Source organism: Pseudoalteromonas sp. T1lg24, assembly GCF_002964745.1.
GTDB classification, from domain to species: Bacteria; Pseudomonadota; Gammaproteobacteria; order Enterobacterales; family Alteromonadaceae; genus Pseudoalteromonas; species Pseudoalteromonas spongiae.
In genome coordinates this window covers 507,467-529,054 of sequence record NZ_PQCB01000006.1, presented here as the reverse complement: position 1 = coordinate 529,054, position 21,588 = coordinate 507,467, and the positions used below count along the sequence as shown (strand labels likewise).

Here is a 21,588-nt window from a genome sequence, read left to right as displayed (position 1 = left end):
TGCTTATAGGTAAGAATAGAGCTGCGTGGGTACATTGACCTATTGGTATTGGATTTTTGCATACACAATACCAATAGGCAATGTACCCAAATTATGACAGCAAACAAATAATGAGGTAGGAAAATCCATGCCGTCACGTAAAGAACTAGCAAATGCTATTCGCGTTCTATCTATGGACGCTGTGCAACAGGCCAAGTCTGGCCACCCAGGTGCCCCTATGGGTATGGCAGACATTGCTGAAGTGCTATGGCGCGACTATTTAAACCATAATCCAGCAAACCCTGATTGGGCTGATCGCGACCGATTTATTCTGTCAAACGGTCACGGCTCAATGCTAATTTATTCTTTACTGCATTTATCTGGCTATGATCTTCCAATTGAGGAAATTAAAAACTTCCGTCAAATGCACTCTAAAACACCGGGTCACCCTGAATACGGTTATGCACCGGGTGTTGAAACAACGACAGGCCCATTAGGTCAAGGTATCACTAACGCGGTTGGTATGGCAGTTGCTGAAAAAGCACTTGCGCACCAGTTTAACCGTGAAGGTCACGATATTGTTGATCACTTTACTTACTGTTTCCTAGGCGATGGTTGCCTTATGGAAGGTATTTCACACGAAGCGTGTTCGCTAGCAGGTACATTAGGCCTAGGTAAGCTAGTTGCGTTTTGGGATGACAACGGTATTTCAATCGACGGTGAAGTAGAAGGTTGGTTCACTGACGATACAGCAGCACGTTTTGAATCTTACGGTTGGCATGTTGTACGTAACGTAGATGGCCACGATAGCGAAGCTATTCGCGCAGCAATCGATGAAGCACGTGCTGAAACGGGCAAGCCAACATTAATTTGTTGTAAAACAGTGATTGGTTATGGTTCACCGAATAAATCAGGTAGCCACGATTGTCACGGTGCACCATTAGGTGATGCTGAAATTGCAGCTGCACGTGAATTTTTAAACTGGGAGCACGGTGCATTCGATATTCCAGCTGATATTTATGCTGATTGGAATGCAGTTGAGGCGGGTACCGCAAAAGAAGCGTCTTGGGCTGAAAAATTTGATGCGTATAAAGCAGCTTTCCCTGAACTAGCGGCAGAGTTTGAACGTCGTCAAAAAGGTGAATTACCAGCAGATTGGGCTGAGAAGTCACAAGCCTATATTGAAAGCCTGCAGGCAAACCCTGAAAACCCAGCGACACGTAAAGCATCACAAAATACTCTTAATGCGTTTGGCCCTATGTTACCTGAGTTTATGGGGGGGTCTGCTGACCTTGCAGGTTCAAACCTGACACTTTGGGAAGGTTCAAAAGGCTTAACAGCAAATGACGCATCAGGTAACTACATCTTCTACGGTGTACGTGAATTTGGTATGTCGGCAATTATGAATGGTATTGCGCTGCATAAAGGCTTTATTCCTTACGGTGCGACGTTCTTAATGTTTATGGAATACGCGCGTAACGCAGTTCGTATGGCGGCGCTTATGAAGCAGCCTTCAATCTTTGTGTATACGCACGATTCAATCGGTTTAGGCGAAGATGGTCCTACGCACCAACCAGTTGAACAGCTAGCAAGCATGCGTTTAACGCCTAACTTAGTTAACTGGCGCCCATGTGACCAAGTTGAGTCTGCAATTGCATGGCAAGATGCTATTGAGCGTAAAGATGGCCCAACATCACTTGTATTTACTCGTCAGGGCTTACAACAACAAGCGCGTACAGCTGAGCAATTAGCGAATGTACGTAAAGGTGGTTACGTATTAAGCTGTGATGGTGAGCCTGAGATTATTCTTATTGCAACAGGTTCTGAAGTTGAGCTTTCTATGCAAGCAGCAGCTGAACTTCGCGCTCAAGGTAAAAAAGTACGTGTTGTTTCTATGCCGTCAACTGATTTATTTGACGCACAAGATGCGGCTTATAAAGAATCAGTACTACCAAGTGCAGTAACTAAACGTATCGCGGTAGAAGCGGGCATTGAAGATTACTGGTACAAATACGTTGGTTTAAATGGCGCGGTTGTAGGTATGACAACATTTGGTGAATCTGCGCCTGCAAATGAACTATTTGAACACTTTGGCTTTACGGTAGAGAATATCGTAGCAAAAGCGAATCAACTCGCATAATTGCAAAAAAAGCTATAATAATCAAAAGCGATGCAAATGCATCGCTTTTTTGATCTAGCGCAATAGTTTTACCTTTGATAACGATTCTTAATTAAAAAAACTGATTTAGATCAAATTCCCCCCTGCCTTTGTCTTGCTAAAATTTAACCAACTTTTGATAGGTATAATAACGAGGAAAGGGAAATGGTTACCTCTGAACGAAATGCTCCTGAACTTGTTTGCGGTTCAGATCCCGTACAAGCTAATATTACCTCCTTTGCACAGCGCGCACATGAAAAAGCGCTTACTGAACAATTAATTGAACAGAAGAAACTGCTTTTAGAAAAACAGCAGCAGTTTGAGCAATTGCAAAATGATCATGCCATGATTATTAAGCATGTGCAGTTAATTGAGCGTGAGTGGGAAAACTCAAACGCTATGCTTGAAACACTGATGGAACAGTTAACAGACGCAAAGAAAAAACCAAGCGTAGAAGTGACCGCTAAGCTTCAAGATCTCCAGCAACAAGTTGAAGAAGCGAATATGAGTAAATCGGTAATGAAACATCACTGCCGTGAACTTAATGAGCGTAATGAAGAGCTAAATGCCCTGTTAAAAGAATCAATTCATAGCGTTGATGAACTTAAAACTAAGGCGCAGCAGCAAGGTGATGTAATCAATCAATTACGTGCTGAAAACGTAACGTTAAAGCAGCAAAACATTACCCAAGCTGAACGAATTAAACGCCAAGAAGGCCAATTAAGTGAAGCGCTTCACGGTTATTACAGTGATGTAATGAATAAAAACAAAAAGTTAAGCAAAAATCTGCCAAGATAAACTTTTTATTTGTTACCCAGCCCACAATGGCGCCTTTGGCGCCATTTTTTTATTGATTTTATATATTATGTATACGTAATATATATAAAACATATAATCAAACAGTGTGTCGCTATGGGTATCGTTAAAATTTCTGACCAATTACATGATGAAATTCGTCATGCTAGCACCGTGATGGTGCGTTCAATCAACTCTCAAGCCGAATTTTGGATAAAAGTAGGGCGCCTTGCAGAGCGTAATCCTAATTTAACCTTTGCTGAAATAATGGAGCAAGAGTTACTGCGTCAATGTGATCAGCAAGGTGAATGCAATGAGTGAAATCATTATTAAGAATCAAACGGAAATTGATTTTATGCGTACTTCCGGCCAATTACTGGCAGACGTATTTTCTGCACTCGATACGTTTATCGCAGTCGACCAGTCAACGCTAGAAATTAATAATTTTGTTGAAGACTATATTACCAATACGTTAAATGCGCGCCCTGCGAGTAAAGGTCAGTACGGTTTTGCATTTGTGCTTAACCCGTCAATTAATGAAGTGGTTTGTCACGGTGTGCCAAGTAGCACGCAAAAACTAAAAAATGGCGATATTATCAACATCGATATTACTTTAGAGAAAAATGGTTTTATCGCAGATAGCAGTAAAATGTATTGTATCGGTGAAGTATCGCCGCTTGCGAAACGTTTAGTTGAAACGACTTATGAAGCACTTTGGCTGGCTATTAAACAAGTGAAACCAGGTGCTAAATTAGGTGATATTGGCGCGGTTATTCAACATCATGCTGAGCAACACGGATACTCTGTAGTGCGAGAGTTTTGCGGCCATGGTATTGGTAGGCAAATGCATGAAGCGCCTGAAGTATTGCATTTTGGCAAAAAGGATACTGGTGTAACGCTCCAAGAAGGTATGACATTTACTATTGAGCCAATGATAAACCAAGGTACCGCGAAAACTAAAACCAAACGAGATGGTTGGACAGTAGTTACCCGCGATAAAAAGCTATCAGCACAATGGGAGCACACTATTTTAGTCACCAAAGACGGTTTTGAAGTATTAACATTACGCCAAGAAGAAAAAGAGTTAGTCTTGAAAGACTAAATCTACAGCTTATTTTTAGGATCATTTTAAAAGCGTAAATTAGTTTTTTTTGTGTTTTTTATAGCGCGTGTTGAGCGATTAATTGTCGTAATAAATTTAGGGAAACCGGTGTCATTTTTAACAGACAAATTAAAATCACACTTTTCTAAAAATCTTCATGAAACTTGCGAAATTACTGGATCCCTTGATTTACCTAGTAAGTAACCGGTGTCATTATCTTTACTAATCAAAGAATAAAATTTTTTCACTATCGTATTCAAATTCTTTGCTTTAGAATACCCGCCATCAACCCTCTCACCAACTGTGAAAGTGCTCGGCACTGTTAGGAAAAACAACTTAATGGCAATCAAAATTGCAATTAATGGTTTTGGTCGAATCGGACGAAATATCGTAAGAGCTTTATATGAAGCTGGTCGTACTCACGACATTCAAATTGTCGCGATCAATGAATTAGCAGACGCTAAAGGCATCGCGCATTTATTAAAATACGACACTTCTCATGGTCGTTTTAAATTTCCTGTGCAATTACAGCAAGATGCCATCACCGTAAATGGTGATTTAATTCAGTTATTCGCCGAAGAAAATCCAAGCGAATTGCCTTGGGGTTTATTAGATGTCGACGTGGTGCTTGAATGTACAGGTGTCTATCACTCTCGTGAACATGCTGAATTGCATTTAAATGCGGGCGCTAAAAAGGTGTTGTTCTCGCAACCTGCCGATGCCGATATGGATGCCACCATTGTTTTTGGTATTAATGACAATGAATTAAAAGCTGAGCACACTATCGTCTCTAACGGTTCATGCACTACTAACTGTATTGTGCCAGTGATTAAAGTACTTGATGATGCATTTGGTATTGAGTCAGGTGCAATTACCCGATTCACGCGTCAATGCATGATCAGCAGGTTATCGATGCTTATCACAGTGATCTTCGTCGTACCCGTGCTGCAAGCCAATCTATTATTCCGGTTGATACTAAATTAGCACGTGGTATCGAGCGCATTCTGCCTAAGTTTAAAAGCCGCTTTGAAGCCATTGCCGTGCGCGTACCTACCATCAATGTTACTGCAATGGACTTAAGCGTCACGCTTAATACCGATGTAACAATCGAATCGGTAAATAAAGTACTTTCAGATGCAGAGCATCAACACTTAGCCGGTATTATCAGTTATACCGAAGAACCACTGGTATCGGTTGATTTTAATCACGATAGTCATTCATCGATTATCGACGGTACGCAAACTCGTGTAAGCCACAAGCGCTTAGTAAAAATCTTAGCTTGGTGCGATAACGAATGGGGTTTTGCCAACCGTATGCTAGATACCGCAGAGGCGATGGCACTAAAAAGTTAGATTTAGATAACCGTGAGTTTGCCAACAAATTTGCGGTTTTTTTATGTTAAAGGAGAGCTCAAATGTCTGTCATTAAAATGGCTGATTTAGATTTACAAGGTAAGCGCGTGCTTATTCGTGAAGACCTAAACGTTCCAGTAAAAGACGGTAAAGTAACCAGTGATGCGCGTATTCGTGCGTCGTTACCAACCATTAAATTAGCCTTAGAAAAAGGCGCAAAAGTAATGGTTATGTCGCATTTAGGTCGCCCTACAGAAGGCGAATACGATGAAGCATTCTCAATGCTACCGGTTGTTAACTATTTAAATGACGTATTAGAGCAAACTGTTCGCCTAGAAAAAGACTACCTTAATGGTGTTGAGGTTGCAGACAACGAAGTAGTTGTATTTGAAAACGTACGTTTCAACAAAGGCGAGAAAAAAGACGACGAAGCTTTAGCTAAAAAATTAGCTGCACTGTGTGATGTGTATGTAATGGATGCATTTGGCACTGCGCACCGCGCACAAGCGTCTACTCACGGTGTTGGTTTATTCGCAGATGTTGCCTGTGCAGGTCCATTACTTGCGGCAGAGCTAGATGCACTTGGTAAAGCACTTGATAACCCAGCGCGCCCACTTGTAGCGATTGTTGGTGGTTCAAAAGTTTCAACTAAACTGACTGTACTTGAGTCGCTTTCAAGTGTTGTTGATCAGTTAGTATGTGGTGGTGGTATTGCAAATACCTTTATCGCAGCTGCGGGTAATAACGTTGGTAAATCACTTTATGAAGCTGATTTAATTGATGAAGCAAACAAGTTAACTAACGCAGCAAAAGCAGCGGGTGGCGATATTCCAGTACCAACTGATGTAGTAGTGGGTAAAGAGTTCTCAGAAACAGCTGTAGCAACATTAAAGTCAGTTGCAGATGTTGATTCAGACGACATGATTTTTGATATCGGCCCAGATTCAGCGAAGGCACTTGCTGAGATTATCAAAAATGCCGGTACGGTTGTATGGAACGGCCCGGTAGGTGTATTTGAATTTGACCAATTTGGTGAAGGTACCAAAGCACTTGCACATGCGATTGCAGAGTCAAATGCATTCTCAATTGCTGGTGGCGGTGACACCCTTGCAGCAATTGATAAATATGAAGTAGCAGACAAAATTTCATACATTTCAACAGGTGGTGGCGCTTTCTTAGAATTCTTAGAAGGCAAGCAGTTACCAGCTGTAGCAATGTTAGAAGCGCGCGCGAAATAATTTGTGCACGCTATACTTAGGTTAATTGAATTAAATCTAAGTAACTGAATAAAAAGCCAAGTAATCATATCTCTCTCAAAATCAGTGATTACTTGGCAATAAACAAATCTATCCGTTCAAACTCGATGGCGTTAGGTGCCATCAAAAATTGGAGAAAGCAAAATGGCTTTAATCAGTATGCGTCAGCTATTAGACCATGCGGCAGAAAATGGTTATGGTGTTCCAGCGTTTAATGTGAATAACCAAGAGCAAATGCGTGCAATTATGGAAGCAGCAGACAAGACTAATAGTCCTGTTATCGTTCAAGGTTCAGCAGGTGCGCGTGCATACGCCGGCGCGCCGTTTATCCGCCATATGATTTTAGCGGCAATTGAAGAATGGCCTCACATTCCAGTAGTTATGCACCAAGATCACGGTACATCACCAGCAGTTTGCCAACGCTCAATCCAATTAGGCTTTTCATCAGTAATGATGGACGGCTCACTACTTGAAGATGGTAAAACCCCTTCAAGCTACGAGTACAACGTTGATGTAACACGTCGCACCGTTGAAATGGCACACGCGTGTGGTGTTTCAGTTGAGGGTGAGCTAGGTGTACTTGGTTCATTAGAAACGGGTGAAGCAGGTGAAGAAGACGGTATTGGTGCAGAAGGTAAGCTAACTGAAGACCAACTATTAACTGATCCTGAAGAAGCAGCTGACTTTGTTAAGCAAACAGGTGTTGATGCACTTGCGATTGCATGTGGTACTTCACACGGTGCTTATAAGTTTACACGTCCACCAACGGGTGACATTCTTGCAATTAACCGTATCAAAGAAATTCACGCGCGTATTCCAAATACTCACTTAGTAATGCATGGTTCGTCATCAGTACCACAAGAGTGGCTTGCTGTGATCAATGAATTCGGCGGTGAGATCCCTGAAACTTACGGTGTGCCAGTTGAGCAGATCGTTGAAGGTATTAAGCACGGTGTTCGTAAAGTAAATATCGATACTGACTTACGTTTAGCATCAACCGGTGCAATTCGTCGTCACCTTGCACATAACCCTGCAAACTTCGACCCGCGTAAGTTCTTAGCGGAAGCGACAAAAGCAATGACTGAAATTTGTGTTGCACGTTACGAAGCGTTTGGTACAGCTGGTCAAGCAGCTAAAATCAAACCAATTTCACTTGATGCGATGCATGAAAAATACCTTGCTGGTGAGTTAAACCAACAAGTTAAATAACATCAAGTTATACAACTTCCTTTAACAAGCAAAGCGTTTATATAGCTCATATAAACGCTTTTTTTGTGTCGAACGCCCAGGTGTTGAGCGTCAATAATTTAAATCCATAACCTTCAATCAACCTATCAAAATAGTGCTTTAACAGGCCAGTCTTCTAACATTTACTTTATTTATAACCGGTTTGTGAGCTGGCTTATTTCGGCGAAAATAAATGAGATTAATAGTATGTCTGGGATTATGATCATTTAGGATTGTGGGATCAAATTCTTACTAACACGATCGTAATTTGTTTGGCTGGGATCACGATCCTACCAACTAAAGTGCTTATTTAGGGCTGATCAGATTAAAAACTACAGCTAACTTATTGAAATTCGATCTATTTCTTAGGTGATCTTAGTAAGTTTTTGATCTCAAATAGTCATATCGTGGTAGATCTTAGTATAAAGATGATCCTATTGGTAAAATATTGATCTGCGATAATTGCCATACCCGTTAAATGTACTAAAGTAATTAGTAAATAAGAAAATCTGTTTGATCTTAAGTGTATAATAATTATAGCGTAATGCTTTAGTTAAACTCTGCTTTGAGGAAATTACCATGATTAAAAAACTCTTGCTGGCAAGTGGTATAGGTTTAGTGCTTCTTCCGTTAGATGCATTTGCTGAAACAGATGCCCAAGTATACGGACGTGCCCACCTAGGCTTGCGCTACGTTGATATCGATAATCAACAGAGCGAGACCGAAGTTGACTCATATGCGTCACGTTTTGGCATTAAAGCAAAGCATGGTATTTCAGATGATCTTAGCGTATTAACTAAGCTTGAGTGGGAAGTTAATATTTCAGAGCAAGATGGCGCAAATGGCAGTGATGATAATATTAAATCACGGGATCAATACTTAGGTCTAAAAAGTAAAACCTTTGGTCAGATCCTGATCGGTCGAAAAGACACGGCGCTGAAAAAGTCGCAAAACAAGCTTGATATGATGAATGACTTCGTTGGTGATATAAAACACCTTGCCACCGGCGAAAATCGCTTGGGCGATATGGTAAATTATCAATCACCCAAGTTTGGTCAATTACAGTTTGAACTAACCTATATAGCGGAAGAAAACAGCAAACAAAGTGATGGGGCAGGGGTGTCGGCTGCTATCGGTTATGGTGATAAAGCACTTAAGAAAACTCCGTTTTATGTTGCATATGCGCATGATGAAGATGTTGCCGGCTACAATATAGATCGCGTATCAGCACAAGGTAAACTCGGTGATTTTACAATTAACGGTATGTACCAAAATAGTGAAAAAGTGTCATCGGGCGATGATGGTGATACTTTCGTTGTAAGTGCTTCTTATAAAATTGAAAATTATAAAATTTTAGTACAGTACCAAGATGATGAAACAGGCTTTGGTAAATTAAAAGACAGTGGCTCGGCCAGTTCAGTAGGTGTTGAGCGAAAATTAGGTAAGCAGGCAAAGGCTTATATTTGGTACACCCAGCGTGATTTGGATAATAGCGATGATGAAGGACATTTGGCCGTTACCTTACGTTATGATTTTTAAATGATATAAAAACGTGACAATTTAGTTAATTTTATAAGCCCCTTTTAGGGGCTTTTTAGTTTAATTTTAAAGCCTTGTTTTAACGTTATCTTATTGAATTTAAATTGTTTTATATGATTGTGTAAGTTAGGTTAAAGTAACACTACAAATAGACAACAGTTTATTTATGATCTTTTTATGTTTATATTCATAAAAGTGTCACACTTTACTTTGATAATGAAGTCAGTTGATAACTTAGAGATTTAATTCATGTCGCGTAAGATACTAGTGGTTGATGACGAAGCACCAATTCGTGAAATGTTGGTATTCGTACTTGAACAAAATGGATTTCAGGCTATTGAAGCCCAAGATTATGATTCTGCAATGGATGCGCTAGTTGAGCCTTATCCAGATATGATTCTACTGGACTGGATGCTGCCTGGCACAAGTGGTGTTCAAATCGCTAAAAAAATTAAAAATAGTGATTACACCCGCCATATCCCAATTATTATGCTAACAGCTCGTGGTGAAGAAGAAGACAAGATCAAAGGCCTAGAAGTGGGTGCTGATGACTACGTCACTAAACCGTTTTCACCAAAAGAGTTAATGGCACGCATTAAAGCGGTATTCCGTCGTGTATCACCTACATCGCTCGAAGAAGCAATTGAAGTACATGGGTTACGCCTAGATCCTATTTCGCATCGTGTAACGTCTGCGGGTAACGAATTAGATATGGGACCAACTGAATTTAAATTACTTCATTTCTTTATGACGCACCCAGAACGTGTTTACAGCCGTGAACAACTGCTTGATAATGTTTGGGGTACAAATGTTTACGTAGAAGATCGCACGGTTGATGTACATATTCGTCGTCTACGTAAAGCAATTGCACCTATGGGTCATGATAAATTAGTACAAACCGTACGTGGTGCAGGTTATCGTTTTTCGAGCAAAATTTAATTTCTAAGAGAAGTCTATGCTGCGAATTGTGAGTAAGCGGGAATTAGTTAAACGCCTTTTTGTTTACTTTATTCCGCTTACGTTAATAGGAGTCCTGTTAGGGGCTCCTTTTTTACTTTTATGGCTAGGTACATTTTCACTATTAGTGTGGAATTATCGTCAGCTATTTAGATTAAGCGATTGGCTTACAGAACAACGCAAATATTACCCACCAGAAGGTGAAGGTGTTTGGGAGCAGGTATTTGAAGGCATTTATCGCCTGCAACAGCGCAATCGAAGAAAACGTAACGAGCTTGCTGATGTTATTCGTCGTTTTCGTGAAGGTGCAGAAGCCGTTCCCGATGGCGTATTAGTATTGCAAGATGATCTGGCGATCGTTTGGTGTAACAAAGAATCGATCGCTTTATTAGGATTACAGTGGCCGCTCGATCATGGTCAGCGACTTGATAACCTAATTCGTCGTCCAGATTTTATTAAATACATGCGCGCAAAAGAATACCTTGAGCCATTAGAGCTGCAGTCACCGATTGATCCACACAGTGTATTAGAAGTGAGGGTAACGCCTTATGCCGCATCACAGTTAATGATGGTGGTGCGCGATGTGACGTTAATCAAACAACTCGAAGAAATGCGCCGAGACTTTATTGCTAATGTGTCGCATGAGTTGCGCACGCCGTTAACAGTAATGTCGGGCTATCTCGAAATGTTTGATCCAGATATGGCGCCGCCACCTTCAATGTGGGGGAAAGCGCAACAAACTATGCTGGATCAATGTAAGCGCATGGCAAGCTTAGTAGAACAGTTACTTGCGCTGGCACGAATCGAAAATTCTGATAAGCCAGACTTCGAGGAAGAAGTAGATGTAGCAGATATGCTCACCGCGATTTACCGCGAGGCCGAACAATTAAACCAAGAGAAACAACACACAATTGTGCTGGATATGGACGAGTCATTAAATTTAATTGGCAAAGAGCAAGAGTTGCGCAGCGCCTTTTCAAATTTAGTATTTAATGCCGTTCGCTATACCCCAGCTCATGGTGAAATAAACATTAGTTGGCACAAAACCGATAAGGGCGCAGAGTTCCGTGTAGAAGACAACGGCGATGGCATTGCTGGTGAGCATATTCATCGATTAACTGAACGCTTCTACCGTGTTGATCAGGCACGCTCTCGCGATACTGGTGGCTCGGGTTTAGGTTTGGCGATCACTAAACATGTATTAAGTCGTCATGATTCTCACTTAAATATTTCATCAAAATTGGGAGAAGGTTCAATATTTAGTTTTTCTTTTTCTAACGATCGTATAAAAAACAAAGTGTTAGAAGTTGAATCTGAATAAATCAGTGTGTTAATAAATTTGTCATATTTTAGTCATTTTAATGTCATGGAAAAGGCTAAAAATAGTCGCATCATCAAAACGGGATAATCAATTGGAGTTACCCAATGAAACTTAAAAACTTAGTGGCTACTATGGGCCTAACTGTTACAGCAATGCTTGCTGGTAACGCGATTGCAGTAGATAACAAATTAACAGATTATGAAAAAACTACAGGTATTTCTGGTAATTTCTCGTCTACAGGCTCAGACACATTAGCAAACATGATGACCTTTTGGGCAGAAGAATATAAGCGTCAGTACCCTAACGTAAATATTCAAATTCAAGCTGCTGGTTCATCAACTGCGCCACCGGCACTAACTGAAGGTACATCAAACTTCGGTCCAATGAGCCGTAAGATGAAGTCGAAAGAAATCGAAGCGTTTGAAAAGAAATTCGGTTATAAGCCAACTGAAGTACGTGTTGCTATCGATGCACTTGCTGTATTTGTCCACAAAGATAACCCAGTTAAAGGCTTAACAATTAAAGAAGTGGATTCTGTATTCTCATCAACACGTAAGTGTGGTGCAGATAAAGAAGCGACACGTTGGAGCGATGTAGGCTTAGAAGGTTCTTGGGCTGGTAAAGACATCCAATTATACGGCCGTAACTCAGTGTCTGGTACTTATGGTTACTTCAAGAAAAAAGCACTGTGTAAAGGTGACTTTAAAAACAACGTAAATGAGCAACCAGGTTCTGCATCAGTAGTACAGTCAATCTCATCTTCATTAAATGCGATTGGTTACTCAGGCATTGGTTATAAAACATCAGGTGTTCGTACTGTTCCACTAGCGAAGAAAGGTACTAACTACGTTGATGCAACGTTAGAAAACGTAGCAACAGGTAAATACCCGCTATCTCGTTTCCTATACGTTTACGTGAACAAGCACCCTAACAAGCCGCTTTCACCAATTGAAGCTGAGTTCCTTAAGATGGTACTTTCTAAAGATGGTCAAAAGATTGTTGAAAAAGACGGTTATGTACCACTTGATTCAAACATGGCTAACAGAGAGCTTAAGAAGCTAGGCCTTCTATAAGTTAATCGATTAAGTCATAAAAAAAGCCGCTAATTAGCGGCTTTTTTGTATTTTAAATTATATATTTTAGTTAATAAATTCAGGGCCAACTTGTGCTTTACAAGCATTGTGTTCGTCAACGCATTTACGCATGCATACGCCGTTAGTCATGCTTTCGTTTAAGCTTGAATTACTACAAGAAGACTCGCACTGAAAGTTTTGCTGTGCACAGCGATTAAGCCCTTCTTTTTGCTCTTGTGTTAAGTTTTGAGAGCTACATGCAGCCAACAAACCTACTAGCGCGATAGTGATTAACTGTTTCATTATCCTTAATCCTTATTATTTTTGAATTGAGTATAGAACTGCTTGGTTCTAGGCTGTCGTTACTTGTAAGTTATCAATTAAACGCACATTTGACAAAAATGCAGCGACAAGAATAACTAAATTAGTATCTTCCTTAGTGGCTAATTGTAAGGTTTTCGCATTACAAATATTAAAGTAATCAAGTGTAAAGCCATGCTTATCAATCGCTAACTTAGCTTGCTCTGTAATCTCATCTAAACTTAACTCGTTTGCTTTAAGCGCCGTTTCAGCGTCACGCATAATCTGATACAGCGCACTTGCTTGTTGCTTTTCATCATCCGATAAATAGCCATTACGCGAGCTCATGGCGAGACCAGAGTCTTCACGCTTGGTCGCAACGCCGATAATTTCAATCGGCATCGATAAGTCTTCAACCATGGTTCTAATAACCGCAAGTTGTTGAAAATCTTTTTCGCCAAAACAGGCAATATCAGGTTGAACAAGGTTAAAGAGTTTATTAACAATTGTCGCTACGCCACGAAAGTGACCAGGGCGGCTGGCACCACAGTGGCCTTCAGAGACTCCTGGCACATCAATATAACTTTGTGCGTCTAGCCCTTTGGGGTAGATGGTTTCAACGGTTGGTGTAAACAGTAAATCAGCACCGTGCTCAATCAGGCCATTTTGATCGTTTTGTAAAGTACGCGGGTACTTGTCGAGATCTTCATTTTTGCCAAATTGCATTGGGTTAACAAAAATACTAACAACCACTTTATCGGCGATTTGTTTAGCTTTATCAACCAGTGAAAAATGACCAGCATGTAGGTTGCCCATTGTTGGCACAAATGCCACTGTTAGGCCTTGCTGTTTCCAGCTTTTGATTTTACTGCGTAATTGAGAAACGTTAGAAACCGATTGCATAAAAGTAACTACTTAACACTTAAATTAATTGAATTCATGCTCAGGGCCAGGGAACTGACCACTTTGCACATCATCGATGTACTTTTTAACTGCTGCTGGCATGTTGCCAGTTTCCAGTAAAAAGTTCTTTGAAAACTTAGGAATATAGCCTGCAGAAATACCAACAAGGTCATGCATAACTAGAATTTGACCATCGGTTTCTTTGCCTGCGCCAATACCAATCGTTGGAATTGAAATAGCGTCGGTAATGGCTTTAGCCAGTTCTGAAGGAATACATTCCAGTACTAACAATTGGGCGCCTGCGGCTTCAAGCGCTTTGGCGTCGTTAATCATTTTTTCTGCGGCTTCGTTAGTGCGACCTTGAATCTTAAAACCACCAAATACATGTACTGATTGCGGTGTTAATCCTAAATGGCCGCATACAGGAATGCCTTGTTGTGTTAACAACTCAATTGCTGGGTAAAGCCATTCACCGCCTTCGAGTTTAACCATGTTTGCCCCAGCACGCATAAGATCAGCCGCGTTGTTACACGCATCAGCTGGGTTCGAATAGGTCATAAAAGGTAAATCAGCGATGACAAAGGTATCTTTAGCGCCTGCGCGCACACAGCGCGTGTGGTAGGCAATATCTTGATTAGTTACCGCCAAGGTGTCGTTGCCACCTTGCAGCACCATACCCATTGAATCGCCCACTAATAAAACGTGAACACCTTGCTCTTCGAAGAGGCCTGAGAAGCTTGCATCATATGCGGTTAAAGCGGCAATTTTCTCGCCTTCTTGTTTCATTTTTTTAAGTTTTGAAACGGTAATTTTAGCCATAAATCCCTCGATTACTTGCCGTTATTAACTTGCTGCAATAATGCTCAAGCCATTTTTATCTATTGTTTTTATTAAATCTGCTAGGTTTGTACCACAAGGTAGCGCAAGGTCTGGTGCAATTTCATGCATTGGATAAAGAACAAACTCACGCACTTTCATGCCGTAATGTGGCACAGTTAGGCGTTCATTATCAAGTTGTTGGTTTTTGAATAAAATAATGTCGATGTCGAGCGTGCGTGGTCCCCAGCGATCGGCTTTGCGTACGCGACCAAAATCGAGCTCGATTTGTTGTGTAATATCAAGGAGCTCAAGCGGCGATAACGCTGTATCAATGGCAACAACTGAATTGACATAGTCAGGTTGATCTTGCGGTCCCATAGGCTTACTGCCATAAAGTGAAGAGCTTGCAACAAGGGTAATACTGGGGTGTGCGGCTAATGCCTGTGTGGCATTTCGTAATTGCTCTAATGGGGCATTTAAATTTGCCCCTAAGCCTAAGTAAACCAAAGAATTTACGTGATTAGTCATGGCGTTTTGCGTTATTACTTTTTGCTTTGCGTGGTCTGCGGCGACGGTAATTGCCACCACTTTTAGCGCCTTTATTTAAATCGCTAACCATACGTTTTTGGCTGCCAGCATCTTGCTCTGTGTAGTTATCCCACCACTTTGCAAGCTCTGCCAGTTCAGGCTCAAATTGCGCGCGTAAACAGAAGAAATCTTTTGCGGCACGAAAACGCGGTTGCTGCGTTAAACGGAATGCGCGTTGTCCGCCACGTTTATCAAAGCGGTGTTGTAATTGCCAAATCTCACGGGCGCCAATGGTGAAACGTTTTGGCACTGCAAGCGACTTTGCACTTTCAGATAAAATTTGATTCATCGCCATATTAAATGCATTAAATGGTGTTTCGCCCTGTGCTGTAATACGGTTGGCTAAACTTTGTAATGGGTACCATAAAAATGCTGCGATTAAATAGGCAGGGGTTACTTTTTTGCCTGCATTAATACGTTTGTCGGTATTTTTCAATACTTGTGTAACAAGCTGATACTCAGTGCCGTCTGGGTGCTTGTTCAGTAATTTATCAAGTGCAGGAAATAGATAAGTAAATAATCCGTACTGACGCAGTAAGTGGAAGTTTGCTTCTGCTTTGCCGTTTAAGAATAGCTTTAACATCTCTTCAAATAAACGGGCTGCTGGAATATTACCAAGCAAAGACGCCAACTGAAACATCGGTTTTTCTGTCGCTGGCGCAATGGTCATATCCAGTTTTGTTGCAAAGCGTACCGCTCGCAGCATACGTACCGGATCTTCACGGTAGCGCGTTTCAGGATCGCCAATCAGTTCGATACGGCGATTTTTAATCGCTTCCATACCACCGGCAAAATCATGAATACTGAAATCGTTAATCGAGTAGTACAGCGCATTTATTGAAAAGTCACGGCGCTCTGCATCTTCGTCGATAGTGCCGTAAACGTTGTCACGTAGTAATTGTCCTTGCTCGCTTGCTTGGCTTTTATTTTTTTCGCTCTGTTCTTCATCGCTGTGATGGCCTCGCATGGTTGCCACTTCAATGATCTCTCGGCCAAACATAATGTGTGCTAAACGAAAACGGCGACCGATTAAACGACAATTGCGAAACTGCTTTTTAATCTGCTCGGGTGTAGCGTTGGTAACTACATCAAAGTCTTTCGGTTCTAGGCCAAGTAAAATATCGCGAATACAGCCGCCAACTAAATAGGCGTCGTAGCCAGCATCTTTAAGACGATACAGTACTTTTAAGGCATTTGGGCTAAGTTGTTTACGCGATACCACATGATTTTCTCGGGTAACGACAAGCGGTTTAGAAAAACTCGCAACGCTTTGCGGCTGTTGACCTTGTTCTGATCCAGATAAAATACCTCGACAGATTTTTACAAGCTTAGAAATAATGGGACGGCTCCAGAATTCATACAGGGAAAATTAACCGCGTAATAATATACTAATCACCCAGTTAATGCCATGGCTAGCACGCTTGTGTGGGCTGATATTTAGCCATAATTTAGTGTAAAGATTGCGCTAATTTAAAGCGGCTTGAAGGTAAAGCTGGTTTCGTTGGTAATAAGCTGAATTTCATCATTGGCAGGTACGTTTTTTCGTTGCCATGCCATTATTGCCCATAGAATAATTTCATCGACACTGGCATCTAACAGAGTTTTATTGGCGTTGATGCCGAGAAATTTAAGCGCAGCAATAAGTGTTTGCTGTGGTTTATCCATATCAATCGCCGCTGCATAGTTTTGTTTTGATAACTTAAAACCAGGCTCTGCTACAGCTAATGGAAGGTGACCAAATTGTGGCACAGGTGAGTCTAGTTGCTTAAATAAACTGATTTGTCGTACGGTAGGGAATAGTAAATCAGCACCGCGCACAATATGAGAAATTTTTTGTGCTATGTCGTCTAACACTACTACTAGTTGATAGGCAAATAAGCCATCACGGCGTTTAATAATGTAGTCTTCTTCTGAAAACACAGATTCAACGTTGATTTCGCCTTTAAAAAGATCACTAAATTGATAGGTTGGTATGGTTTGTTTTAGTCTCAGCGCTTGGCTATCAAATGTAAGCTGCAAGTCACGACAATGGCCGTTATACAACCCGCCATGTTGCTTAATTTGTTTACGTGTGCATTGGCAAGCATAGACTAAGTCTTTGCTGATCAGCTGTTCAAGCACTGTTTGATAATGCGCTAAACAAGCGCTTTGATAGCGAATTGATTCGTCCCAATATAGGCCGTAGTTTTCAAGCGTTTTAAGTATAAGAGTGTCGCTACCCGAAACAACGCGTGGCGTATCGATGTCTTCAATACGAACAAGCCAACTACCTTTATGTGCTTTGGCGTCAAGATAACTGCCGAGCGCGGCTACGAGCGAGCCAAAGTGCAATGGCCCAGAAGGAGAGGGGGCAAACCGGCCACGGTATGCCCCAAAATCTGATGTGTTTGCCAACATTTAAGCCAAATTAACGGCCTGATTGTTTTTCTTTGATTTCAGAAAGTGTTTTACAATCAATACATTGATCAGCTGTTGGGCGAGCCTCTAAACGACGAATACCGATTTCGATGCCACAAGTAACACAATAGCCAAAATCTTCATCTTCGATTAGTTGTAATGTTTTCTCAATCTTTTTAATTAGTTTACGTTCGCGGTCACGCGTACGTAATTCTAATGCAAACTCTTCTTCTTGTGCTGCACGGTCAACTGGATCAGGGAAGTTTGCTGCTTCATCCTGCATATGGTTTTTTGTGCGATCTACTTCTTCACGTAAGTTGTTACGCCATGTCTCAAGAATTGTTTTAAAGTGCGCAAGTTGTGCGTCACTCATGTATTCTTCGCCAGGTTTTTCTGTATACGGCGCTAGGCCTGCTTGAGCCAGTAAACTCAAATTATTTTGTGATGGCATAACTGTCTCCTAATTCTTCTATGAATAGAGTCCCAATAAAAGTCGGCGGCTATAAATAGCAGAATAAAAAATTAAGTGCAATTAATTTTTACCAATTAAAAAATTTAGACAAGCCTAATTAACAATAATTTATGCGGTAAAACGTTTGAACTCGTTAACTATTCACTGCGGTGCGACAAAGGGAATGGTTTTATCTATTACAATTTGTTCCGAGCTTATGTTGGTGCGATAACATAAAATTTCAACCCCTGCTGCCAATGCTTTTTTAATTTCTATTGCATAATTGGCGTCAATATGAGCAGCGGGTGCCACAGACTTAATGCCAGTGTGTTGAATTAAAAAGAATAATACCGCACGATGGCCTTGTTGCTTCATTGTCACTAATTCGCGCAAATGTTTGCTGCCTCGGGCCGTGACCGCATCGGGAAAGTAACCTTTACCGTTTTCTTCTAACAAGGTGACCGATTTTACTTCGATATAACACGCTGGCTTTTCGGCATCACTCAATAAAATATCAATGCGACTGTTTTCATCGCCATATTTTACTTCTTGTTTTAGGGTATCGTAATTTAATAATTCAGGTATTTGTTGCTGAGTTATCGCCTCGGCAACTACATGGTTGGCTATGCTGGTATTAACGCAGATTAAATCTCCCGCTAGATTTTGTGTCAGTTCAAGCGAATGAGGGTATTTACGCTTGGTATTACTAGATGTTGAATAATACGCAGTAAAGCCAAAATCGGCGCAGCCAGTCATACGCCCGGTGTTAGCGCAGTGAATGGTTATTTCACCTTGGCTGGTTTCGATATCGACTAAAAAACGTTTGTATCGTTTTATAAGCTTGGCTTGTTGCAGCTTTGATTGAAATTGCATGGCTTTAATCGCAAATTATTGGGCTATGTATGTGACTAGTGTACACTGGGGTCACGCAATTATGTGAACACACGAGAGAAAAAAATATGTCAGATCTGTTCAAAGTTCAGCTATCTCAAGATGCCGCAGCGGCGCATTGGGGTGAAAAAGCCTTACTCTCTTTTTCTAATGACGGTGCGACCGTTCATTTACAGCAAGAAGAAACCCTTAAAAACGTACAAAAGGCAGGTCGTGCACTTGCTAATCAAGGCATTAAAGCAATCGTTTTAGAAGGTGACACTTGGTGCACAGAAAGTCAGTGGGCGCTTTATCAAGGCTTTGTGACAGCTAAAAATCTTGATGCAGTTACATTTGCAGAAAACAGCCAATCATCACTTGATGAATTAGCGGCGTTAAAGCGTGCTGCAATTTGGCAACGTCAGATGATTAACGGCACTGCAGAAGATGTTTATCCAGAAAGCCTTGCTGAAAAAGCGGCTGAATTTATCGGTTCAATGGCACCAGAGCACGTAAGCTACGACATTATTAAAGGCGATGCATTATTAGAGCAACAGTGGATTGGTATTCACTCTGTTGGCCGTGGTAGTGAGCGCCCGCCAGTGTTATTAACACTCGATTACAATCCAACAGGTGATGAAAATGCACCAGTAGCAGCAGCGCTTGTAGGTAAAGGCATTACATTCGATTCAGGTGGTTACTCAATTAAGCCAAGTGAAGGCATGTTAACCATGAAGTGTGATATGGGTGGCGCGGCCACGGTTACTTCTGGTCTTGCTCTGGCAATTAGCCGTGGTTTAGATGTGCGCGTTAAGTTGTTCCTATGCTGTGCAGAGAACCTAATCTCAGGTAATGCATACAAGTTAGGTGATATTCTTACGTACAAAAATGGTACTACAGTAGAAATCGTAAATACTGACGCGGAAGGTCGCTTAGTACTTGCTGACGGCTTAATGGCAGCTGGCGAAACAGGCGCGCCACTAATTATTGATGCGGCAACCTTGACTGGTGCAGCGCTGATGGCGGTAGGTCAAGAATACAATGCGTTATTTGGTTTAGATAAAGAGCTAGTACGTGAAGTTGAAAACTTTGCTAGCGACGAGTTTGAAGCTGCATGGGCATTACCACTTGAAAAGTTCCACCAGTTTAACTGTCCATCACCATACGCAGATACGGCAAACAGCCGTGCGCAGAAAGGCGGTGGTTTTGGCGGTGCATCAAATGCCGCTGGTTTCCTATCTCGTTTTGTGCCAAATGACGGTAAAGGCTGGGTGCATATCGACCTTGCTGCAAGTTTCCAAAACTCTGCGGGTAGCCAGTGGGCTGCAGGTGCTACTACTTGGGGTATGCGTACCGTTGCTCGCACATTACTTGAAAAAGCATAACCAGCTTTGGTGATACAATAAAAAAAGCCTGCAGTTGCAGGCTTTTTATTAACGTTTGTTAAAGTTTAGACGCTTTAAATCTTTGTCACTTGGTGTTTTATCATTAAACCTAACGAGGGTTAATGCAACGTAAAGACCAAGCAGTATGAAAGCAAATATCCACCACATATTGGGTACCTCTGTTTATTTGCTTCACCCCTAAAGTATGACTTTTGGTTAAATTTACCAAAAGTATTTCCATACGTTTTTTTTATGTATATTTTCAAAAGCTCTTTTTCGAAAGCCCAATATTTAACCTAACAGTTTGTTACGTATTTTAAAAGGCTTAAGACATGCTATTTTGATATAAAGCAAGCTATTTCGTTAAATATAAGCTATTATGCACACCTTTTTTATACCCCAATAATCTCAGGAGCACATCATGTCAGATAAGGTTTTTATTACCGCCGAGCAGCTTTTGCAAGACTCATTTAAACTCGCAGCACAGGTTTTTGATGATGGTTTTCGCCCTGACTATATTGTGGGCATTTGGCGTGGTGGTGCACCAATCGGTATTGCAGTACAAGAATACTATGATTTTAAAGGTGTAGACACAGATCATATTGCGGTACGTACATCGTCTTATTACGGTATTGGTAAGCAATCAAAAGATATTAAAGTACACGGCTTACATTACATCATCGAAAACGCTAACGCGTCTGACAGCTTATTAATTGTTGATGATGTATTTGATTCAGGTCGCAGTATTTTTGCACTAAAAGAAAAATTAAAAGAATTAATGCGCTTAAACTTGCCACAAGATATTCGCGTGGCTTGCCCTTACTATAAGCCAAAAAATAACAAAACACCGATTGAACCTGATTACTATATTCATGATTCAGACGAGTGGTTAGTTTTCCCACATGAGCTTTCAGGTTTAACACCAGATGAAATTGCAAATGGCAAAACTGATTTAAAAGAAATTAGCCATTTATTTATTGATAAAAAGTAATCACTAGGGCCTGTTGACCTTTCAAGTTCGTTTTTGCAGCAGTTTGATTGGGTTTTATACAAGGCAGAGGCTGCGTGGCATAGTTATTCTATGTGAGTCAGCCGATAACACTGTAGAAAAGCCAA

20 protein-coding genes and 1 pseudogene are annotated in these 21,588 nt (G+C 41.0%); 13 read left to right on the top strand and 8 right to left on the bottom strand.

Annotated features, from left to right (window positions below; translation table 11 throughout):
- Window positions 1-127 precede the first annotated feature (127 nt).
- From tkt to C2M30_RS05460, 11 genes and pseudogenes are all read left to right on the top strand, one after another.
- Entirely contained in the window at window positions 128-2,119 is a 1,992-nt protein-coding gene (gene tkt, locus C2M30_RS05510) for a transketolase (RefSeq protein WP_105170943.1), read from the top strand.
- Window positions 2,120-2,302: 183 nt separating this feature from the next.
- Entirely contained in the window at window positions 2,303-2,935 is a 633-nt protein-coding gene (locus tag C2M30_RS05505; protein WP_010561004.1) for a hypothetical protein, read from the top strand.
- A 114-nt stretch (window positions 2,936-3,049) separates the two neighbouring features.
- Window positions 3,050-3,253, top strand: coding sequence for a ParD-like family protein (locus C2M30_RS05500; protein ID WP_010561003.1), 204 nt, complete (start codon window positions 3,050-3,052; stop codon window positions 3,251-3,253).
- Window positions 3,246-4,034 (top strand): type I methionyl aminopeptidase, encoded by a 789-nt coding sequence (map, locus tag C2M30_RS05495; RefSeq protein ID WP_105170942.1) that lies wholly within the window; start codon window positions 3,246-3,248, stop codon window positions 4,032-4,034. The genes C2M30_RS05500 and map overlap by 8 nt, the downstream gene beginning before the upstream one ends.
- A 339-nt stretch (window positions 4,035-4,373) precedes the next feature.
- Window positions 4,374-5,386: pseudogene (gene epd / locus C2M30_RS05490) on the top strand (erythrose-4-phosphate dehydrogenase).
- Window positions 5,387-5,448: 62 nt separating this feature from the next.
- Window positions 5,449-6,624, top strand: a complete 1,176-nt coding sequence (locus tag C2M30_RS05485) for a phosphoglycerate kinase (protein WP_105170941.1) — start codon at window positions 5,449-5,451, stop codon at window positions 6,622-6,624.
- Window positions 6,625-6,786: 162 nt separating this feature from the next.
- Window positions 6,787-7,851, top strand: coding sequence for a class II fructose-bisphosphate aldolase (gene fba / locus C2M30_RS05480; RefSeq protein ID WP_010560999.1), 1,065 nt, complete (start codon window positions 6,787-6,789; stop codon window positions 7,849-7,851).
- Between the two features lie 597 nt (window positions 7,852-8,448).
- Window positions 8,449-9,408, top strand: a complete 960-nt coding sequence (locus C2M30_RS05475; protein WP_105170940.1) for a porin — start codon at window positions 8,449-8,451, stop codon at window positions 9,406-9,408.
- A 249-nt stretch (window positions 9,409-9,657) separates the two neighbouring features.
- On the top strand, window positions 9,658-10,347 hold the full coding sequence (gene phoB / locus C2M30_RS05470) for a phosphate regulon transcriptional regulator PhoB (RefSeq protein WP_010560997.1): 690 nt from the start codon (window positions 9,658-9,660) through the stop codon (window positions 10,345-10,347).
- A gap of 16 nt (window positions 10,348-10,363) precedes the next feature.
- Complete coding sequence (gene phoR, locus C2M30_RS05465; RefSeq protein WP_105170939.1) at window positions 10,364-11,686, top strand: phosphate regulon sensor histidine kinase PhoR; 1,323 nt, start codon at window positions 10,364-10,366, stop codon at window positions 11,684-11,686.
- A 104-nt stretch (window positions 11,687-11,790) separates the two neighbouring features.
- Window positions 11,791-12,759, top strand: a complete 969-nt coding sequence (locus tag C2M30_RS05460) for a PstS family phosphate ABC transporter substrate-binding protein (protein WP_100912683.1) — start codon at window positions 11,791-11,793, stop codon at window positions 12,757-12,759.
- A 66-nt stretch (window positions 12,760-12,825) separates the two neighbouring features.
- On the opposite strand, the gene C2M30_RS05455 is transcribed toward C2M30_RS05460, so the two are convergent.
- From C2M30_RS05455 to sfsA, 8 genes are all read right to left on the bottom strand, one after another.
- The gene (locus C2M30_RS05455) at window positions 12,826-13,062 is read right to left on the bottom strand and encodes a hypothetical protein (RefSeq protein ID WP_010560994.1); all 237 of its coding nucleotides are present in this window, start codon (window positions 13,060-13,062) and stop codon (window positions 12,826-12,828) included.
- Window positions 13,063-13,110: 48 nt separating this feature from the next.
- Window positions 13,111-13,962, bottom strand: a complete 852-nt coding sequence (gene panC, locus C2M30_RS05450; protein WP_105170938.1) for a pantoate--beta-alanine ligase — start codon at window positions 13,960-13,962, stop codon at window positions 13,111-13,113.
- Window positions 13,963-13,986: 24 nt separating this feature from the next.
- Window positions 13,987-14,781, bottom strand: a complete 795-nt coding sequence (gene panB / locus C2M30_RS05445; protein ID WP_105170937.1) for a 3-methyl-2-oxobutanoate hydroxymethyltransferase — start codon at window positions 14,779-14,781, stop codon at window positions 13,987-13,989.
- Window positions 14,782-14,805: 24 nt separating this feature from the next.
- Window positions 14,806-15,309, bottom strand: coding sequence for a 2-amino-4-hydroxy-6-hydroxymethyldihydropteridine diphosphokinase (folK, locus tag C2M30_RS05440; RefSeq protein WP_105170936.1), 504 nt, complete (start codon window positions 15,307-15,309; stop codon window positions 14,806-14,808).
- Window positions 15,302-16,675: a polynucleotide adenylyltransferase PcnB gene (pcnB, locus tag C2M30_RS05435; RefSeq protein WP_105170935.1), complete on the bottom strand. Its 1,374-nt coding sequence runs from the start codon at window positions 16,673-16,675 to the stop codon at window positions 15,302-15,304. Before pcnB ends, folK begins: the two co-directional genes overlap by 8 nt.
- A 164-nt stretch (window positions 16,676-16,839) precedes the next feature.
- Window positions 16,840-17,766 carry a tRNA glutamyl-Q(34) synthetase GluQRS gene (gluQRS, locus tag C2M30_RS05430; RefSeq protein ID WP_105170934.1) on the bottom strand — a complete coding sequence of 309 codons (927 nt, stop codon included), beginning with the start codon at window positions 17,764-17,766 and terminating at the stop codon, window positions 16,840-16,842.
- A 10-nt stretch (window positions 17,767-17,776) separates the two neighbouring features.
- Window positions 17,777-18,217, bottom strand: coding sequence for an RNA polymerase-binding protein DksA (gene dksA, locus C2M30_RS05425; protein ID WP_010560988.1), 441 nt, complete (start codon window positions 18,215-18,217; stop codon window positions 17,777-17,779).
- A gap of 162 nt (window positions 18,218-18,379) precedes the next feature.
- On the bottom strand, window positions 18,380-19,090 hold the full coding sequence (sfsA, locus tag C2M30_RS05420) for a DNA/RNA nuclease SfsA (protein WP_105170933.1): 711 nt from the start codon (window positions 19,088-19,090) through the stop codon (window positions 18,380-18,382).
- Window positions 19,091-19,176: 86 nt separating this feature from the next.
- Between sfsA and pepB the strand changes: the two genes are divergently transcribed.
- Window positions 19,177-20,472, top strand: a complete 1,296-nt coding sequence (pepB, locus tag C2M30_RS05415) for an aminopeptidase PepB (RefSeq protein ID WP_105170932.1) — start codon at window positions 19,177-19,179, stop codon at window positions 20,470-20,472.
- 421 nt (window positions 20,473-20,893) lie between these two features.
- On the top strand, window positions 20,894-21,463 hold the full coding sequence (locus C2M30_RS05410) for a phosphoribosyltransferase (protein ID WP_054981114.1): 570 nt from the start codon (window positions 20,894-20,896) through the stop codon (window positions 21,461-21,463).
- The last annotated feature ends 125 nt before the right edge of the window (window positions 21,464-21,588 follow it).

Coding starts and splice junctions, on each gene's coding strand:
- tkt (WP_105170943.1), top strand. CDS start 128: ATGCCGTCACGTAAAGAACTAGCAAATGCTATTCGCGTTCTATCTATG.
- C2M30_RS05505 (WP_010561004.1), top strand. CDS start 2,303: ATGGTTACCTCTGAACGAAATGCTCCTGAACTTGTTTGCGGTTCAGAT.
- C2M30_RS05500 (WP_010561003.1), top strand. CDS start 3,050: ATGGGTATCGTTAAAATTTCTGACCAATTACATGATGAAATTCGTCAT.
- map (WP_105170942.1), top strand. CDS start 3,246: ATGAGTGAAATCATTATTAAGAATCAAACGGAAATTGATTTTATGCGT.
- C2M30_RS05485 (WP_105170941.1), top strand. CDS start 5,449: ATGTCTGTCATTAAAATGGCTGATTTAGATTTACAAGGTAAGCGCGTG.
- fba (WP_010560999.1), top strand. CDS start 6,787: ATGGCTTTAATCAGTATGCGTCAGCTATTAGACCATGCGGCAGAAAAT.
- C2M30_RS05475 (WP_105170940.1), top strand. CDS start 8,449: ATGATTAAAAAACTCTTGCTGGCAAGTGGTATAGGTTTAGTGCTTCTT.
- phoB (WP_010560997.1), top strand. CDS start 9,658: ATGTCGCGTAAGATACTAGTGGTTGATGACGAAGCACCAATTCGTGAA.
- phoR (WP_105170939.1), top strand. CDS start 10,364: ATGCTGCGAATTGTGAGTAAGCGGGAATTAGTTAAACGCCTTTTTGTT.
- C2M30_RS05460 (WP_100912683.1), top strand. CDS start 11,791: ATGAAACTTAAAAACTTAGTGGCTACTATGGGCCTAACTGTTACAGCA.
- C2M30_RS05455 (WP_010560994.1), bottom strand. CDS start 13,062: ATGAAACAGTTAATCACTATCGCGCTAGTAGGTTTGTTGGCTGCATGT.
- panC (WP_105170938.1), bottom strand. CDS start 13,962: ATGCAATCGGTTTCTAACGTTTCTCAATTACGCAGTAAAATCAAAAGC.
- panB (WP_105170937.1), bottom strand. CDS start 14,781: ATGGCTAAAATTACCGTTTCAAAACTTAAAAAAATGAAACAAGAAGGC.
- folK (WP_105170936.1), bottom strand. CDS start 15,309: ATGACTAATCACGTAAATTCTTTGGTTTACTTAGGCTTAGGGGCAAAT.
- gluQRS (WP_105170934.1), bottom strand. CDS start 17,766: ATGTTGGCAAACACATCAGATTTTGGGGCATACCGTGGCCGGTTTGCC.
- dksA (WP_010560988.1), bottom strand. CDS start 18,217: ATGCCATCACAAAATAATTTGAGTTTACTGGCTCAAGCAGGCCTAGCG.
- sfsA (WP_105170933.1), bottom strand. CDS start 19,090: ATGCAATTTCAATCAAAGCTGCAACAAGCCAAGCTTATAAAACGATAC.
- pepB (WP_105170932.1), top strand. CDS start 19,177: ATGTCAGATCTGTTCAAAGTTCAGCTATCTCAAGATGCCGCAGCGGCG.
- C2M30_RS05410 (WP_054981114.1), top strand. CDS start 20,894: ATGTCAGATAAGGTTTTTATTACCGCCGAGCAGCTTTTGCAAGACTCA.